Source organism: Bacillus sp. FSL K6-0972, from assembly GCF_037976035.1.
In the GTDB taxonomy this organism is placed as follows: Bacteria; Bacillota; Bacilli; order Bacillales; family Bacillaceae; genus Bacillus; species Bacillus haynesii.
This window is the reverse complement of sequence record NZ_CP150260.1, coordinates 742175-758610: the sequence shown is the minus strand read 5'-3', so window position 1 is coordinate 758610 and position 16436 is coordinate 742175. Positions and strand designations below refer to the sequence as shown.

General features: G+C 45.1%; 14 protein-coding genes and 2 pseudogenes. 1 reads left to right on the top strand and 15 read right to left on the bottom strand.

Annotated elements, in window-relative coordinates:
• Positions 1 to 26: 26 nt before the first annotated feature.
• From MKX80_RS03820 to MKX80_RS03770, 11 genes are all read right to left on the bottom strand, one after another.
• On the bottom strand, positions 27 to 1358 hold the full coding sequence (locus tag MKX80_RS03820; protein ID WP_339227971.1) for a YhfT family protein: 1332 nt from the start codon (positions 1356 to 1358) through the stop codon (positions 27 to 29).
• Between the two features lie 115 nt (positions 1359 to 1473).
• A complete protein-coding gene (locus MKX80_RS03815) occupies positions 1474 to 1833 on the bottom strand; it encodes a DUF2620 domain-containing protein (RefSeq protein WP_154999034.1) in 360 nt (119 codons plus the stop codon).
• 12 nt (positions 1834 to 1845) lie between these two features.
• Positions 1846 to 2211, bottom strand: coding sequence for a PRD domain-containing protein (locus MKX80_RS03810; protein ID WP_154999036.1), 366 nt, complete (start codon positions 2209 to 2211; stop codon positions 1846 to 1848).
• Between the two features lie 99 nt (positions 2212 to 2310).
• Positions 2311 to 3237 (bottom strand): GntR family transcriptional regulator YhfZ, encoded by a 927-nt coding sequence (gene yhfZ, locus MKX80_RS03805; RefSeq protein ID WP_154999038.1) that lies wholly within the window; start codon positions 3235 to 3237, stop codon positions 2311 to 2313.
• A 190-nt stretch (positions 3238 to 3427) separates the two neighbouring features.
• Positions 3428 to 4618 (bottom strand): CamS family sex pheromone protein, encoded by a 1191-nt coding sequence (locus MKX80_RS03800; RefSeq protein ID WP_154999041.1) that lies wholly within the window; start codon positions 4616 to 4618, stop codon positions 3428 to 3430.
• Positions 4619 to 4633: 15 nt separating this feature from the next.
• On the bottom strand, positions 4634 to 6637 hold the full coding sequence (gene ligA / locus MKX80_RS03795) for an NAD-dependent DNA ligase LigA (RefSeq protein ID WP_268342601.1): 2004 nt from the start codon (positions 6635 to 6637) through the stop codon (positions 4634 to 4636).
• Positions 6638 to 6670: 33 nt separating this feature from the next.
• Positions 6671 to 8890, bottom strand: coding sequence for a DNA helicase PcrA (gene pcrA / locus MKX80_RS03790; protein ID WP_154999045.1), 2220 nt, complete (start codon positions 8888 to 8890; stop codon positions 6671 to 6673).
• 59 nt (positions 8891 to 8949) lie between these two features.
• Positions 8950 to 9636 (bottom strand): heptaprenylglyceryl phosphate synthase, encoded by a 687-nt coding sequence (locus MKX80_RS03785; protein WP_154999048.1) that lies wholly within the window; start codon positions 9634 to 9636, stop codon positions 8950 to 8952.
• Positions 9637 to 9786: 150 nt separating this feature from the next.
• On the bottom strand, positions 9787 to 10098 hold the full coding sequence (locus tag MKX80_RS03780; protein WP_043928948.1) for a YerC/YecD family TrpR-related protein: 312 nt from the start codon (positions 10096 to 10098) through the stop codon (positions 9787 to 9789).
• Positions 10099 to 10101: 3 nt separating this feature from the next.
• Positions 10102 to 11088 carry a DUF3048 domain-containing protein gene (locus MKX80_RS03775; protein ID WP_234113154.1) on the bottom strand — a complete coding sequence of 329 codons (987 nt, stop codon included), beginning with the start codon at positions 11086 to 11088 and terminating at the stop codon, positions 10102 to 10104.
• 28 nt (positions 11089 to 11116) lie between these two features.
• Positions 11117 to 12856, bottom strand: coding sequence for an adenine deaminase C-terminal domain-containing protein (locus MKX80_RS03770; RefSeq protein ID WP_268342600.1), 1740 nt, complete (start codon positions 12854 to 12856; stop codon positions 11117 to 11119).
• Positions 12857 to 12981: 125 nt separating this feature from the next.
• Here MKX80_RS03770 and MKX80_RS03765 point away from each other — a divergent pair, with 125 nt between their 5' ends.
• On the top strand, positions 12982 to 13212 hold the full coding sequence (locus MKX80_RS03765) for a DUF2892 domain-containing protein (RefSeq protein ID WP_003179554.1): 231 nt from the start codon (positions 12982 to 12984) through the stop codon (positions 13210 to 13212).
• A 118-nt stretch (positions 13213 to 13330) separates the two neighbouring features.
• Here MKX80_RS03765 and MKX80_RS03760 read toward each other — a convergent pair.
• The 4 genes and pseudogenes from MKX80_RS03760 to MKX80_RS03745 form a co-directional block, all read right to left on the bottom strand.
• Positions 13331 to 13479 (bottom strand): annotated as a pseudogene (locus MKX80_RS03760) (transposase); the annotation flags it as partial.
• Positions 13459 to 13708, bottom strand: a pseudogene (locus tag MKX80_RS03755) (transposase); the annotation flags it as partial. The pseudogenes MKX80_RS03755 and MKX80_RS03760, both read right to left, overlap by 21 nt.
• A gap of 103 nt (positions 13709 to 13811) precedes the next feature.
• Positions 13812 to 14258 (bottom strand): DUF6376 family protein, encoded by a 447-nt coding sequence (locus MKX80_RS03750; protein WP_268342599.1) that lies wholly within the window; start codon positions 14256 to 14258, stop codon positions 13812 to 13814.
• A 942-nt stretch (positions 14259 to 15200) separates the two neighbouring features.
• Positions 15201 to 16424, bottom strand: coding sequence for a cytochrome P450 (locus MKX80_RS03745; RefSeq protein WP_154999055.1), 1224 nt, complete (start codon positions 16422 to 16424; stop codon positions 15201 to 15203).
• Between the last annotated feature and the right edge of the window lie 12 nt (positions 16425 to 16436).

The window sequence follows — 16436 nt, the reverse complement described above, 5'->3', positions numbered from 1 at the left end:
TCGGAAACTTCCCCTCTTTCGATGATTTAGCCAACCTGCCATAAACCGACTGCATAGAGAAGATTAGCAACAATCCCCAATAATATAACTGCAATAGGGCCAACAGCCAATTCAACAAGTGGTTTTGATGCTATTCGGTTTATTAAATAAAATCCAATCACCCAAAAGAAACCAATACCGGGAGCAATTTTTTCCCCTGCCATCGCACTGCCAATTAATATAGCCATTCCTAGAACATCTGACAGTGAAGTGCGGATATGCTCCCCCATCTCCCTTACACCAGGCAGTTTGTCCATGCTTTTTGATACTGCGGATAATGATATGACCTCTACATACATGACTAAAAAGCCCAACAGAAATGCTAAAATCGGTATATCCCTGAAAATAAGACCGATTGCAAATACCAGTGTGGTACCAGCTAAACCATAAACCCCCGTTACGATTGCAGTTGAAAAAACTAAAGGGATGAAGCCAATTCCGCGTGCAAATGTAGCGATTGCCGCCTCTGTGTAAAGCTCTTTATTAATCAATGCTTGAGGCATTGCATCCACTGCTAAAATCAGCATGGATGATGTTAAAGAAACAAGTCCTCCCATAAGGGCTAATAACCAGCGGTTTTTCTTAATTCGATTTACACGCTCATTAAATATATTCACTAAATTTGCATTAGTAGATTCATCTCCGCCTCTAATTCTCGCTGCATAATAAATCATCATTAACATTCCTGCTAATAATGCCATTCCTTCAGGACTGAGCGAAATTTTATATCCTGCAGCTTGAAATGTTCCAAACTTCTCGAATAAGAGAAGAGAAGCCAAAGTTACGATTGCGGTGACGGCGGCTTTTTTTAAACCGTGCTGATATCCAACCGCTACAGCTGGAAATACTGTAAATGCAATAATAATAGGCTGACCAATAAGACTTAAAGAATCTATAAAATTCACGGGAAACATGCCAAATAAATCTACTACAAATTGCAGTCCTAAAACGATTCCAATACTATAAACGGCACCAATAACTCCTGCAGTTATCATGCCTATTTTGTTTTCCGGAGTCCAAATGCCGATAATGTCACACGCCAATAAAATACTGTGCCCAATAATGATTGTTGCTCCTATGGACAGCGGAATACCAAACCCTATGATTAAGCCAAAACTTAATGCAAAGCTTGTTGCAGCAAGCTGCCCTCTTGTCATTCTCCCCTCAAGGTATTCGGGCATAATCGGACGCAAACCATCATTAAACACAGCTACCCCGCGATTAACTAGTATGGAACCTAATGCACCAACAGCCGCTATGACAAGACATTGAATTAAAGAAAGGTCCATTACATTATTCACCTCTATGATTTTTCTCATCTTCTTTACATCATGTCATCCATGCTTCTTCAATCATCTTAGAAAGCGCTTTCTCTAACTAGAAAAAATTTATACAACTGAAGCCGGCATAACAAAATATAAAGATAAAGTTCATTTATTTTAATAAATAAGGAATTAAAATGTTTAATATATTTTGTGAAGATGAAGCTGTGAAACCGAAAGCGATTTTGCCGCTTTCTACTTCCTTCTCGATCTCTTCCTTGTTTTTTATGGTACTGGGAGAAGCCAAGGTGACGCATTTATCTTTACCTAATAATGCAATTGCCATTGCAAGCGCACCTCCAGATCCGGTTTCACAAGCGCCAATATAATAATCTGCCTTATTGTTTTTCACAGCCATAACGGCGTCCAAATCACCTTTGACCAAAACTTCTACATTGCTTCCCCCAATTTTTTTAACAAGTTTTTCAATCGCTTGTTTTTTCAACTGTCCGCCTATTACAATTCTCACCATAATAAAACCCTCCTATTTATTAGATTCTATGACTTTATGAAGATGAAGATAAAAATAAACGCGCTCACCTTCTGGAAGTTCTAGACTTGCCAGTGAATGTATAAAGTCTATCACTTCTTCTATAGCATTTTTATATGGCGTTTCATACACTTCATTGATGATGGCATTTGCAGGCCCTTCTTCGCTTTCTCCCCTTTCAATTCTAGTTAAAGCCATCGCCATGTGCGTCCAAAACATTTCAGAGTCTTCGATCACCTCCTTTTTCAGCTTTTTTGATAAGAAAACAAATGTGTTCAAAGTTGTATTGAAAGCATTTTTTGTCATCACTCGACTCGTTAGTAAAATAGACAACTTTTCTTCTAGCTGTATTTGATTCACGCCAGTTCCTCCAATATACTGTATTTAGTATTTTAAATTAAATTTTAAATGCTAACCCATCGCTTATTTATTGAATGATAAGTCGGATGGGCCGGCATTTTAATAGCGAGGTATTTTCTCTCCCTTTTCTACACTTTTTTGGGTATCTAATATTTGTTTCTCATTAACCAAATTCCATTTTTCTGCTATTTCTTTTTCTCTGTCTCCTTCAATAACAATAACGGCTTCTGTTGTATCCTTGGAAATTTTCTTTGCTTTCGGTGAAAAAAAATCGATTGCTTTAAACGTTTGAATCATTCTTTTGTCATCAGCATTCCAAACTGCTGCATCAATTTGTTTTGAAAGAAGCATATCAAAAAGCTGCATATAATTCACATTAACAAATTCAGTATTTTCATTTCCAAATTCAGATAATGTTAATTGTTTCTGATCTAGAGATTCCAAATCAACACCTACTCTTACGGCATCCTTACCTATTTCCTCATCTGGATGAGCTAAGAAGATTTTATGGGAAGATACATAACTACTTTCCCCGAATTTCTTGAAAATTTTCAAATTTGGATATTCTGCTATTATATGATCTGCCGTCATCTTAGAAACAATTGCAAAATCACTTCTTTTTGTTCGGACTGCTTCGATTCGATTCACTCCGCCACGCATGTAGATCAAGTTAACTGTTTTTCCTGCTGATTCAAACCCTTCCACTATCCCTGTTGCCAGACCCTCATATTTCCTGGAATACGGAAGTGGCATTGAGCCGATTAATGGTGCAATACCTGCAATCTCAAGTAGTAAATTGTTATCCTTACTTACCAAAAACGTTCCTAAATGGCCTCTAGCCTCCAAATGAATCGCTTTCATATCAACCAATAAATTCAGTGCACTTTGCACAGTCCCTCTGCCGATGGATAACTTATGACAGTAGTCTGAAATGCGGGGAATTTTTTCTCCTGCTTTGATATTCAACAATTCTTTAGCAATATTTTTAGCTGCCAAACCATTTTTAGAGTAAAATTTTTCCCACATAATTCATCTTCCTCAAAACAATATACTATATTCTGTATAGTCAATTATAAGAGTTGCATCCTAAATTTGCAATAGTATTTTATTCAGAATACTAAAACAAAAATTTGTTGCCTCATCATAAATGAATGATAAGTCCTCCTTGTCCCTTTTTCTGCGTGATAAAAAAAGCAGCCCTTTGGCTGCTTCTTTTTTATGAATCATAAATATGGACGGTCGGTTCCTTGTCTCCCGGCTTTTTCAGAATGACGGCTTCCTGTCCGGCTGACGAATTAATGTTGATCTCAACGTTCAGTCCACTTTTGCCGTAGTAATCCATCACTTCACCGGTCAAGAATTGGGTAAAGGCGATGACTTCGCTTTTGCCGTAAAACTGCATCGGTATATTAATTTTCATGTCCTGCATTTGGCCGTCTTTATAGAGAGCCGTGCCGACAACCCCTGTGTAGTTTGGAAAATACGTATCGACTTTGTTTTTAAAGCGTTTGAAGAGCTCCGCGTCATCCGGATGTTTCTCCGAACCTTCTGTTGAAGGGAAGAACGTGTACTCTTCATTGATTTTATCCCAACCGCCGAGCTCGCTTGTCCCTGCTTTCACATCGGTTTTGGCGATAAAGTTTCCAGGTACAATCGATGACTTAGGCGCCTGCTTGTACAGCATGATCGTCAGCGGAATATTTTTCAAATCATCCATGTTTCTGATCCGTTTCGCCACTTCCTCGGCGATTTTTTCGCCTTCCTGCCTCAGCTTTTTGTCGCTGATGGTCACTTCTTTTTGCGGGTCGCCGACATTTTCGCGGTAGTAGTAGACAGAGTTCAGCGCAAGGCCGATCACGACGCCGCCGAGCTCAATCGTATCCTTGTCTTTGCGGACGAGGTAATCGTGCTCAAGCATATGGGCGAGGTATACCGGGCTTTCCTCGTTTTGCTTCTCTGTTGATCCGCTTCCGGAAAGGGCCGGGTTCAGCCCGAGGTTTTTGAAGTTTTTATCGTCTTTCTCCGCTTTTTTCAGGTCGTCCCCCGTTTTTTTGCGGGCGAGCCAGCTCGTGACTGTATCTTCATCCAGGTATTGTCCTTCTTGAAAAAGGTAATCGTCAGTAGAAAATGAATCTTGCGCAAGGCGCATCATGCCTGTCTCAAATTCATCGATATCCAGCCGCGTATTCAGGCGTTCGGTCGTCAAGCCGCGGGCTTTCCCCGCCTTGAAAGGAAGAACCATTTTATAATAAGAATCGGAGATGTTGTATTTCGGAATGATGGCTTTTTCTTTCGACTTATCCGTTTTCTGCACCATCTCCTGCTCTTCTTCTCCCCCAAAATTCGGCGCACAAGCTGAGAGCATGAGCATACCCGCAGCAGCCGCCAAACATAATATCTTTTTCAATAGAAAACACTCCTCTTATTTCTTTAGCTCACTGATCAGTCTTGCCTCATCCCATACTTCGATGTTCAGCTCTTCAGCTTTCGCCAGTTTGCTGCCTGCCGCTTCGCCGGCAATGACGAGATCGGTTTTTTTGCTTACACTGCCTGTGATTTTTCCGCCGAGCGCTTCAATTTCCGCTTTCGCGTCGTTACGCGACAATTCGTTTAGCTTCCCGGTCAAGACGATCGTTTTCCCCGCAAAATACGAATCGCTCGCTTCAGCGGCCGCTTTTTTCGGGCCTTTATACACGGTGTTGACCCCTAGGTCTTCGAGCTCGCCCAACAGCTTCAGAATCTCTTCTTTTTCAAAATAGGTGACGAGGGCGTCCGCCATCTTGTCGCCGATTTCATCGACTTCGATCAATTCTTCTTTTGTCGCTTTTTTGAGCTTGTCGAGCGTTTCAAAATGCATCGCCAGTGTCTTGGCCGCTTTGGCGCCGATGAAGCGGATGCCGAGTCCGAAGAGAAGCCGTTCCAATGAGTTCTCCTTCGATTTTTCAATCGACTTCAATAAGTTGTCGGTCGATTTTTCCCCCATCCGCTCGAGATTGATCAGCTGCTCGCGCGTCAGCTTATACAGATCCGCGACATTGTGGACGAGGTCTTCGCGGAACAGCTGGGTGATGACGCGCTCGCCAAGACCGTCTATATTCATCGCGTTCCGGGAAACGAAATGGATCAGGCCTTCCCTGATCTGAGCCGGGCATTCCGGATTGATGCAGCGAAGCGCGACTTCTCCTTCGATTCTGACAAGCTCGCTTACGCATTCCGGGCATTCCTTCGGCATGTTGAATTCTTTTTCTTCGCCCGTCCGCTGTTCGACGAGGACGTTGACGACCTCCGGAATGATGTCTCCCGCTTTTTTGACGACGACTTTATCCAGCAGTCTGATATCCTTTTCTTTAATTAAATCTTCGTTGTGGAGAGAAGCTCTTTGGACGGTCGTTCCCGCCACTTTTACAGGTTCGAGAATCGCAGTCGGGGTCACTGCGCCCGTCCGGCCGACGCTTAATTCAATGTCCAAAAGCGTCGTGACAACCTCTTCGGCAGGAAACTTGTAGGCGATCGCCCAGCGCGGGCTTTTCGCCGTAAAGCCGAGCTCTTCCTGCTGGTCAAGGGAGTTGACTTTAATGACGATCCCGTCAATTTCATACGGGAGGTCGGCGCGTTTTGTCTTGAGCTCTTCGACAATCTCAATGACTTCTTCGATCGTGCTGCATTTTTTTCTTTCATGATTGGTTTTAAAGCCGAGTTCGTCGAGGAAATCGAGTCCCTGGCTTTGCGTTTCAACGCCCATCTCATCAAGCTCCGCTATACTGTAGACGAAGATATCGAGATTTCGTTTCGCGGCAATTTTCGGATCGAGCTGCCTTAATGAGCCGGCAGCGGCGTTCCGCGGGTTGGCAAACGGCTCTTCATCCCGTTCGAGCCGCGCTTTGTTCAGCAGTTCAAAGGAGCGCTTCGGCATAAAAGCCTCGCCGCGCACTTCAATTGAAAGGTCGCGCTTCATTCTGAGGGGAATGTTTCTGATGGTCTTCAAATTTTCCGTAATATCCTCACCCGTCGTTCCGTCGCCTCTCGTCGCACCTCTGACAAATACGCCGTTTTCATAGCGCAGTGAAACAGCAAGACCGTCTATTTTAAACTCGACGTTGTACTCAACATCTCCGACCGCCTGGCGGACGCGGCGGTCAAAGTCGCGCAGATCTTCTTCATTAAACGCGTTGCCAAGACTCAGCATCGGCGTTTTATGCTGCACTTTTTGAAAGGCGTCCAAAACGGCTCCGCCGACGCGCTGAGAAGGAGAGTCGGGCGTTTTCAGGTCGGGATGCTCTTCTTCAAGAGCAATCAATTCCTTCATCAGCTTGTCATATTCGGAATCAGGCACGCTTGGATCATCAAGGGTGTGATATTCGTAGTTGTATTTGTTAATCAATGCATGCAGTTGTTCCACACGGCGTTTAGCTGCTTCTTTTTCCATTGGTTTCGTCCTTTCATTTCAGGTCTTTTGCCATTATTGCTTTTCAATTGGCGCAAAGGCCGCGAGAAGACGCTTCACTCCAGTCGGGCTCGGGAAGGCGATGTCAAGCTCAGTCGATTCGCCGGATCCTTTGACGCTGACAACGGTTCCGACGCCCCATTTTTTATGGGAGGCTTTGTCGCCAACTGCCCAGGCGACTCCGTCGCCGCCGGTTTTGCTGTACGATGCTGCCGGCCGGGTAACGGGGCCTCTCCGCTCAGGCTTTCTTCCAAACGGCGTTTTCAGATCTTTTTTCTTCTCGTTTAGATTGTCCAATAATTCCTCTGGTATTTCCGCAATGAACCTTGATTCAGGGTTCATATTCGTTCTCCCGAACAATGTCCGCATTCGGGCGTTTGTTAAATAAAGTTCTTCCTCAGCCCTCGTGATGCCGACGTATGCGAGCCTCCGCTCTTCTTCCATCTCCGCTTCCTCCATCAGAGAGCGGCTGTGCGGGAATACCCCTTCTTCAAGCCCCATTAGGAATACAACCGGGAATTCGAGTCCTTTTGCGGCATGAAGCGTCATTAAGATGACCGCGTCTTGACTTCCGGTCTCTTCTTCCTTTTGATCAAGCTGATCGATATCGGCGATGAGCGCCAAATCGGTCAAAAAAGCGACGAGAGATTTGTCTTCGCTTTGCTGCTCAAAGTTTTTCGTTACGGAGAGAAATTCGTCGATATTCTCAAGGCGGCTCTGCGCCTCCAGGGATTTTTCCGCTTTCAGCATTTCGCGGTATTCGGTTTTTTCAAGGATTTCTTCCGTAAGCTCTGTGACGGATAAGTATTCCTGCATATTCGTCAGGTTTTCGATCGTCTGTCTGAACTCATCAAGCGCGTTGGCCGCTCTTGCACTAAGGCCGATAAAGTCAACCTGGCCGAGCGCTTCAAATAAAGACATTCCGTTCATATCGGCATAAGCCGCGATTTTATCGACTGAAGTCGCTCCAACGCCGCGCTTCGGCACGTTCACGATCCGCGCAAAGCTGATATCGTCGTCAGGGTTTGCGACGAGGCGCAAATATGCAAGGATGTCTTTGATCTCTTTTCTGTCATAGAATTTCGTGCCGCCGACGATGTTGTAGTTGATGTTCGCTTTCATCAGTGTTTCCTCGATGACCCGCGATTGGGCATTTGTCCGGTACAAAATCGCGATATCTGAGAAGGATCGTTTTCCAGAGCCGACGAGCTCCCTGATTTTGCCCGCGACAAATTGGCCTTCGCCAAATTCGTTGTCGCCTCTGAAGTAGGAGATTTTCGCCCCTTCGTCATTTTCGGTCCAGAGGTTTTTCGGCTTTCTGTTTGAGTTGTTCTGAATGACTTCATTGGCCGCGTTCAATATCCGCTTTGTCGACCTGTAGTTTTGTTCGAGCAAAATGACGCTTGCATTCGGATAGTCTTTTTCAAACGACAGAATGTTGGCAATGTCCGCTCCGCGCCATCTGTAGATCGACTGGTCGGAGTCCCCGACGACGCAGATGTTTTGGAAGCGCTGCGCCATTTTTTTGACGAGCAAATACTGCGCCCTGTTCGTATCCTGATACTCATCGACATGAATGTATTGGAATTTCCGCTGGTAGTATTCAAGCACTTCCGGCACACGGTCAAACAGGACAATCGTCGTCATGATCAAATCGTCAAAATCAAGCGACTGATTTTTCCGCAGTTTCTTCTGATAATCTTTGTAGACATCGCTGACGACTTGTTCAAAAAAACCGCCGGCCGTTTTCTCGTACTCTTCCGGGTCGATCAATTCGTTTTTCGCACTGCTAATCGATCCGAGTATGCTTCTAGGATCGAATTTTTTCGGATCGATATTTCTTTCTTTTAGGATTCCTTTAATGACGGAAAGCTGATCAGACGTATCAAGAATCGAGAAGTTCCGGTTGATGCCGATTCTGTCGATGTCTCTCCGCAAAATTCTGACACACATGCTGTGGAACGTCGAAATCCAGATGTCATCCGCTCCCGGTCCGAGAATGCGTTCCACACGCTCTTTCATTTCTCTGGCCGCTTTGTTCGTAAACGTAATCGCCAAAATGTTCCACGGGGCAACGCGCTTCTCCGCCATTAAATACGCAATGCGGTGCGTCAATACCCGCGTCTTTCCGCTTCCTGCTCCGGCCATAATCAAAAGCGGACCGTCCGTCGTTTTGACCGCTTCCTGCTGCATCTTGTTTAATCCGCTTAATAATTGGTCGCTAATGTAATTCAATTCCGTTCACCGCCTATTCAAACATATGTTCTATTATAAACCAATCCGGTTCGTTGTGCTCATCCTTTTACGGCATGTACCGTTTTCAGCGCTTCTTCGAAGTTCTCATAAATCGCGTTTCCGACTACGATCACATCGGCGTGTTCAGCCATTTTAACCGCCGTCTCCGCATCTTTGATACCGCCGCCGTAAAACAGCGTCGTTTCCTGAAGCACGGCTTTTGTCTCCTTAACGGTCTCTGAATCACCCAGCATGCCGCTGTATTCAAGATAAAAGACCGGAAGGCGGAAAAGATGTTCAGCCACGCGGGCGTATGCTTTAATATCCTCAATGTCAAGCTTGGTATCTGCGTTCGTCAAAGCGGCAGCCTTGCAGTCCTGATTCAAAATACAGTACCCTTCAACAACAATCTCTTCAGGCGACATCAGCTCGCCGTATTCTTTCATCGCCTTTTTATGTAAGCCGGTAATCCAGTCTGTATCCCTGCTGTTGAGCACAGTCGGAATAAAATACAGGTCAAACCCCGGGACGATCGCGTCAATCGTCGACACTTCAAGGACGCACGGCACTAAAAAGCGGCGCACCTTCGACATCAGCCGAAGGACGTCATCTTCTGTGACATGGTCGCTTCCGCCAATCAAAACCGCGTCTGTTCCGGATTCGCACAGCTGTTCAAGCTGATCATCCGTAATATCTTTATTCGGATCGAGTTTAAAGACGTGCTTCCACTCGGTAATATCGTACATGAAAAAAGCTCCTCCATTCGTTCTTACCATTTAAATATTATAACAAATTCAGCCCCTTTCGAAAAACGGATAACGAATAAACGATAAACAGGCAGAAAGCATAAAAAAACCGCCGGTGCTCAGTGCCCTGAGCCAGGCGGTTTCATGACATCATGATGATGTTTCAGATTGATTTGCTTTGACGCGGTCCAGCGCCATGGTATAAGCGTCATTTCCGTAGTTCAGGCAGCGCTTCACCCTGGAAATGGTCGCGGTGCTCGCTCCGGTTTCCGTCTCAATTTTGTGATACGTGTTGCCGTCGCGCAGCATCCTGGCTACTTCGAGCCGCTGAGCCAATGATTGAATTTCATTTATTGTGCATAAATCATCGAAAAAACGATAGCATTCTTCGAGATCTTTTAGTGATAGTATGGATTGAAAAAGCTGGTCCAGCTCTCTCCCGCGCAATTTATCGATCTGCATCTTTTACACACCTTCTCCTTTGCTAATAGAAACCTTGCTGAGATCGGGAACGATATTGATCCACGTTTTTCCCGGCACGAACGGAACGGTTTTGCCGTCCGTCTTCGGTATGATCCGGCCGTTTTCGTTCTTCCAGCTGATCCGATGGACTTCCCCGTTTTGCAGAAGGAGTCCTTTTCCGCCTGAACGAAGGTCAATATCCCTTCTCCCGTACGCATCTTTCATATGATGTTCGGCTTCCGCTATTAGAATGTTTTGAAGAACAACCGGTTCTTCTGTTTCAAGGTCTGTTGTCAAAACGCCGTCTGACTTTCTCACATAGCCTTCAACCTTTTTATCATAACCATATTCGACACGGTTTGTAACGGATTTTGTTCCATAATCTAACCGTATAGAATAAAGCGCATCCGAAGGTTTGTCATGGCTTGCTTTAAAAGTGAGCGGTTCTGTGCGGGTTTCGATGGCATATCCTTTGTCATCTGCTGCTTGCTTTATGTTTTTAATTGACGTGTACGAATTATGCGGCGCTTCCCGAAAATCGGCCCTCCAAAACAGGCTGCCGTCGTAATCCATTCCATTGATATGATCGGCATCGCCGTTCAACAGGCGGCTTTTTGCACCCGGACTCCAACCGTGATGCACCAAAATACTGTCAAAACCGAGAGCCAAATCAATGAAATACTCCCGGGCGCTGCGGACCGGGCCAACCGCTTCAGGCATGTCGCTTTGATAGATCGCCAACAATCGTGTGATCGGTCCTTCACTGAGAGCTTCAATGACAATGTCAGCCTTGCTTAATCCCGACTGCGGCCTTGCTTTTGAATGATTGTTCACTACAACGGCAATGGGCCGCTGCCGAATATCTCCGTCCGCCTTCAATCCTGTCAGCGGATGAATGTTCTTTTCCTTTTCCTGCTGTTCCTGCGACTGGCACGATGCAAGCAGTAAAAGCGAAGCAAAACAAAGCAGTACTCTTACATATCGATTCACCATAAATTAGCTCCCGCTCTTTTATATTTTAACGCATTATCGATGGAAAGAGTACAGTTTTTTTCATCACATCAAAGATCCCTTTCGGCGTCACCCTGATATAAGGCAGATGAGTGCTTTGCAAAAAGAGCAGGGTGTAGATCGGGTCGTCAAACGTATAGCCCCTTTCAAACAGAAGCTCTTTTAACGCTTTTTCCCTTTCAAGCACCTTTTCATACGTCTCATTTGATGCGCCGCCGCTTAAATGAAGAGGAATTTCGTGCAGAATTTTTCCGTTTTCCGCTAATACGATACCTCCTCCGATTTCTTTCATCCGTTTGAAGGCCAAAAGCATGTCTTCCTTGTTTTTGCCGATCACGATAATATCTCCCGTTGTCGAATAGGAGCTGACAAACCCTTGGACGCGGGTTGCAAAGCCTTTCAGCATCGTATTGACACGCCACTTTCCGTATTTGTCGAACAGCGAGAGATAGCTTTCATCATGGTCAAAAGAAAGCTGGTTCACAGAGTTGTCAATTTCAATCGTATAAGGCTCCATAATGACGGAATTCCTCATTTTTAAGCCGAGCGGCATCGAAAACTGCAAATCATCCATCGTTAGATCATATGAAAGGTTCAGAGGGACAAGACCCCCTTTTTGCCAGTCCGGGACAGAAAACGCATTCATATTTGCGCCGTCTGATTTGATCAGACGCCCTTTTGCCAAAACCGTCTCTGGATTCGGCTCATCAGGGCTCTTCAAAATATTGAGCGTCGCGTATCTGCCCGGTGCAATCACACCGAGAATGTCTTCCATATGGTAATACTTAGCGATATTAAACGAAGCCATATTATAGGCGTCGATCAGCGGCACGCCCTCTTCGATGGCAATTTCAATCAGCTTGTTTGTCATGCCTTCTTTGTAAAAGTTCGGCGTTGCGCCATCCGTTGTATAAAACATATGGTCATAATGGTGAAAGCCTTCTTCGTGCAGCTCGCGCAAAATCTTTCGCAAATCAGGGCGGATGGAAGACTGCCTCAAGCCGACGTGGTATCCAAGTTCAAGCCGCTTCAGCACTTCTTTTCCAGTCATGGCTTCATGATCGGCGTCAGCGCCGAAAAGCTTCATCTTCGTCAGCGTTTTTTCCGATGCACCCGGAAAATGGCCTTCGATCCGCTTTCTTCTTCTTTTCGTGCACTGCATGCAATGAAGGAGCAGATCATCGCCGTCCAAAAGGCGCGGCCAGCCTGTCATTTCTCCTCCCTGGATGACATCCGGGTGTTCTCCCCAATGCTTTCGGTAATCGATCGATAAGATTTGATCTTCATTCAACACTTCAGTCTGCAAGTCATACCTTGACCACCAATAGTAGTGGACAGGCTGTTTTTTCAGTTCTTCCAATATAGAAAACGCTTTCTTTTTTCCGCAATGTAAAAGCAGAAACAAGTTGTCATTTACGAATGTCGTCGTTCCAAACTGTGACACATATTCAGCCAAAGTTTGGGGATTATAAATTTGAAAAGGATGTACATGCGGCTCAATATACCCGGGTACAATGTATTTTCCTTCACAATCTATTGTAGTTTTAACAGCCGTCTTCGGCAAGTCACGGCCGACGTAAACGATTCTGTCATGATGAATCCATACGTTTGCCTGAATCCATTGCTTTACATACGGGTTCAGTACAGATGCATTTCGTAAAAGGAGCGTTGGCTGCAGCCTTGAACTTACAACATCAACTTGCGATCTGATGTGTTTGTTTTTCCAAATTAAGGTGCGTTCGGACATTCACATACTCTCCTTTACATGTAATGATCCTATGTTAACACATTTACTATCGTCACGCATTACCAATCCGTTACAATTTTTTGAAAAAACACTTTATTTAATTATTTAAATAGGAGGAATGAAGTATGAAGCAAAACATCGGACTGTTTGACGCCGTTTTTCGCATTGCCTGCGGACTGACGATCCTGTCGGCGGCAGCGGCAAAGTTTACGAGAAAACCGTGGTGCAGAATGACGCTTTTCTGCATGTTTATGGGGGCGATGAAGGCCGCTTCCGGCATTTTACGATTTTGTCCCATGACGTATGTTTGCCAAACGTATATGAAACAGCAGGGAGAGACTGGCGAACAATCATAAAAAGCACCTTTTACAGGTGCTTTCAGACCGTTGACAAAATAGGTCGGATTTCTAAGATCCTACCTATTTTTGTCCAGTTTATTTTGTTTTTTCGATGAAAAAGCCGGCGATTAGGGCCTTTCCACGTCCATTCGCAAGCTTTTTTAGATTCATGGCAGCGAAAACAAGCATCGCCTGCATGGACAATTTTTTCTTTCCCCGCAGGGTTGTCCAGCGCAGGCCATGCTTGTGTTTTAATTTCGCAAAAACCCGTTCGATGGTTTCGCGCATGGAGCGATGCCCAAACACGTATTGAATCAGAACCATTTTGATCAATGCAGCGGGATTAATGCTTGGACGTCCTTTTGAAGAATAAAGAGGGGCAACTTTTTCATAAATAAATGAAAAATCCACGGCTTCCTTCATCTTCCTGACCAGATGATCTTCAGAGACAAGTTCGCTTTAAGGCAACGACTTCAAGCTGTTCACGTTGATCTGTTGAGTGCTTGGACAACATCATCTAGATTCCACTCACATTTTTTTAAAAAAAGCTTGTCGATGAAGCCACTTTTTATGACTTTGTCGACAAGCTGAAACATCCCAAACCGGGATGCTTTTTTCTATTCGGTCAATTTTTCAATCTGGCCCATCACATCGCTGATCTGCTGAGCGCTTTGCACCAATTCTGACTGCTCCAGCTTCTCGACTGTTAATTTTCCCTCCTCAACACTTTTCAACACATCCTCAGCGCTTTTTTGCAGTGTTTCATTATGCTTCTCGATCGTGTTATGAATCTCGGTTGCGGCATCGGGAGGGGTTAATTCATTAAAATCGGCTGCAACCTGCTGGATAGACTCAAGCTGAGTTTCCAGCTTTTCTTTTGCACCCGTGTCGTTTACAGCCTGTTCAGCCAAAGAAGGCGCCTCCTCCGCAAATGTCTTCACTTTTTGGATATAGCCGGCCGCTTCATTTGTATAGTTCAATCCGTCATTCACCTGATCAAGCATTCCGCATCCGCCTGCACCTAAAAGGCCCATTCCGGCAAGAACTATAAGAATTCTTTTCATTGTTTGCCTCCTTATCGTTTCTTTTTCATTTTTTCTTTCAAAATCGGAATTCATTTTTCTTTCACCAAAGGCAGACCTTTCTTCACCAATTCACGCTTCAGCCATTTCCCGAGCTTAGACACGTCAGTCTCCTTTCCCTTTTGATAAAAATGAAAAAACTCCACCGATTTGGTGAAGTGGATAAACAAAAAGACCTTCACCAAATCAGATTTGGCAAAGGTCTCGCTAACAATTAGATTGCCAGCAAAGCCGAGGATCTAGGACATCCCGTAATGACGACTTTACTGTGACAGCTACTCCCCTTTGGAGTATTCATTTTTATTACTCTCATTTTAAAGCACAAGGCTTATCCAGTCAAATTCCTGCTGACCGGCTTATGAAAGAAATGCCCTGTCCGTAAAAAAACACCTTCTTGGGAAAGAAGGTGGCAGATTGTTGACGAAATCCTAAAACGGTTTAAAAGTTTTAGGATTTCGTCATCCTTTATAGGGGCTTTTTTTATGTTGAATGATGTCATTTTTGCAAATGCTCTCTTATACAGTCTTCACATAAAATCAAGCCATTGCTCTCCAAAAACCTTTTGACATGGGCGAATCCTGATAGTCCGACAGGCTTGTCTATGTAATAAAACGTCTCGTCTTTTGATATTTGTTTTTTACCCTTTTGCAGGTTACATGACTCATATACTTTCTCCTTTCCTATCACTGTCTTAATAAAATGTTACTAAAGGTTGGGCGATTTTCCCACCGACAATAAAAAAGCACCTTTTCGGGTGCTTTTTTTGTCATCCCTTCAGCGTGATTGAAAACCCTTGCAGTCTAGGAAGGCCGAGCATTGGAGCGGAGCGAATGTTGGAATTCGTGAGCACCGACGCGCAGGCCTGACAACGAATGCGAGGGTTTCTCGACACGCTGAAAGCACCTTTTCGGGTGCTTTTTTTAATTAGTTAGGCGCCGTTTCCCCTGCTGTCTTCACCCGCAGACGGAAATGTTTCAAGCCGTACATGCTGCTGTCGGCCATCGGCACGATCGCAAGCTTTTCCATCGAGGAATACTGCTTTAAGAGCGCCTCAATGGCGATCGCCGCTTCCAGCCTCGCGAGCGGGGCGCCCAAACAGAAGTGGATGCCGTGCCCAAATCCGATATGCGGGTTCGGATGGCGGTGAATATCAAATTCGTGCGCCCTCTCAAATTTCGTTTCATCACGGTTGGCAGAGGCAAGGAAAGCGATCACACCTTCTCCTTTTTTCAAGCTCACTCCTCTGATCTCGGTATCCTGTTTAACAAAGCGCACGATCATCGGCGCTGGCGCCCGGAAACGGACGGCTTCCTCGACGGCCTGCGGAATCAGTTCAGGATGCCTGGCGAGCTCGTCATACACACCCGGTGTTTCGAGAATGCTGTAGACCGCATTTGAAACCAAATTCGTCGTCGTTTCATTCCCCGCCATCAAGAGCAGATTGCAAAACGGAACCAATTCATCAGGGGAAAGCTTGTCCCCTTCTTGTTCGGCTTTGATCAAAAGCGAAATCAGGTCATTGCCGAGATTTTGTCTTTTCTCTTCAATCATCTTTTCAAAAAATGCGGTCAACTCTTCTTCGCCTTGATCCCTGATGTTTTTCCACTCGTTCACATCTTCTGGCCGATCGCTCTTCGGCAGGCTGACCAACAGGTCGGACCATTCTTTGAAATGATGCTTATACACCGAAGGAACGCCGAGCAATTCCGAAATGACGATTACGGGCAACGGATATGAAAAATCCTGTACAAGGTCGATCTCTTCCCTGCCGCGGACGTCAGCGAGCAGTTCATTCGTCAGTTCGCGAATGCGCGGCTCCCACTCTTTCATGACGCGCGGTGTAAAAGCCTTGTTGACGATCGATCTGATTCTCGTGTGTTTCGGCGGATCCATGCTGATCATCGTTTTCGCAAACGTATTGCCAGTTCCAAGCTGAGGGAATTGATTTGAAAAAAAGTCTTTGTCGCTGATCACTCTTTTGACATCGTCATAACGGAACACGCTCCACACTTTGCTGTCTTCATCATAGTGAATCGGTGATTCGGTGCGCATTTTTTCATACCATGGAAACGGATCATACGGGTCTTGTCTGTTCTTTCCGTTAATCAGCGCTTTCTGAATAGGGTTTTGCTCTTTTGTTTGACTCATTCGCTTTCACTC

Coding starts and splice junctions, on each gene's coding strand:
- MKX80_RS03750 (WP_268342599.1), bottom strand. CDS start 14,258: ATGAAAAGAATTCTTATAGTTCTTGCCGGAATGGGCCTTTTAGGTGCA.
- MKX80_RS03745 (WP_154999055.1), bottom strand. CDS start 16,424: ATGAGTCAAACAAAAGAGCAAAACCCTATTCAGAAAGCGCTGATTAAC.
- MKX80_RS03765 (WP_003179554.1), top strand. CDS start 12,982: ATGAAGCAAAACATCGGACTGTTTGACGCCGTTTTTCGCATTGCCTGC.
- yhfZ (WP_154999038.1), bottom strand. CDS start 3,237: ATGTGGGAAAAATTTTACTCTAAAAATGGTTTGGCAGCTAAAAATATT.
- MKX80_RS03815 (WP_154999034.1), bottom strand. CDS start 1,833: ATGGTGAGAATTGTAATAGGCGGACAGTTGAAAAAACAAGCGATTGAA.
- MKX80_RS03820 (WP_339227971.1), bottom strand. CDS start 1,358: ATGAGAAAAATCATAGAGGTGAATAATGTAATGGACCTTTCTTTAATT.
- MKX80_RS03785 (WP_154999048.1), bottom strand. CDS start 9,636: ATGTACGATATTACCGAGTGGAAGCACGTCTTTAAACTCGATCCGAAT.
- ligA (WP_268342601.1), bottom strand. CDS start 6,637: ATGGAAAAAGAAGCAGCTAAACGCCGTGTGGAACAACTGCATGCATTG.
- MKX80_RS03780 (WP_043928948.1), bottom strand. CDS start 10,098: ATGCAGATCGATAAATTGCGCGGGAGAGAGCTGGACCAGCTTTTTCAA.
- MKX80_RS03770 (WP_268342600.1), bottom strand. CDS start 12,856: ATGTCCGAACGCACCTTAATTTGGAAAAACAAACACATCAGATCGCAA.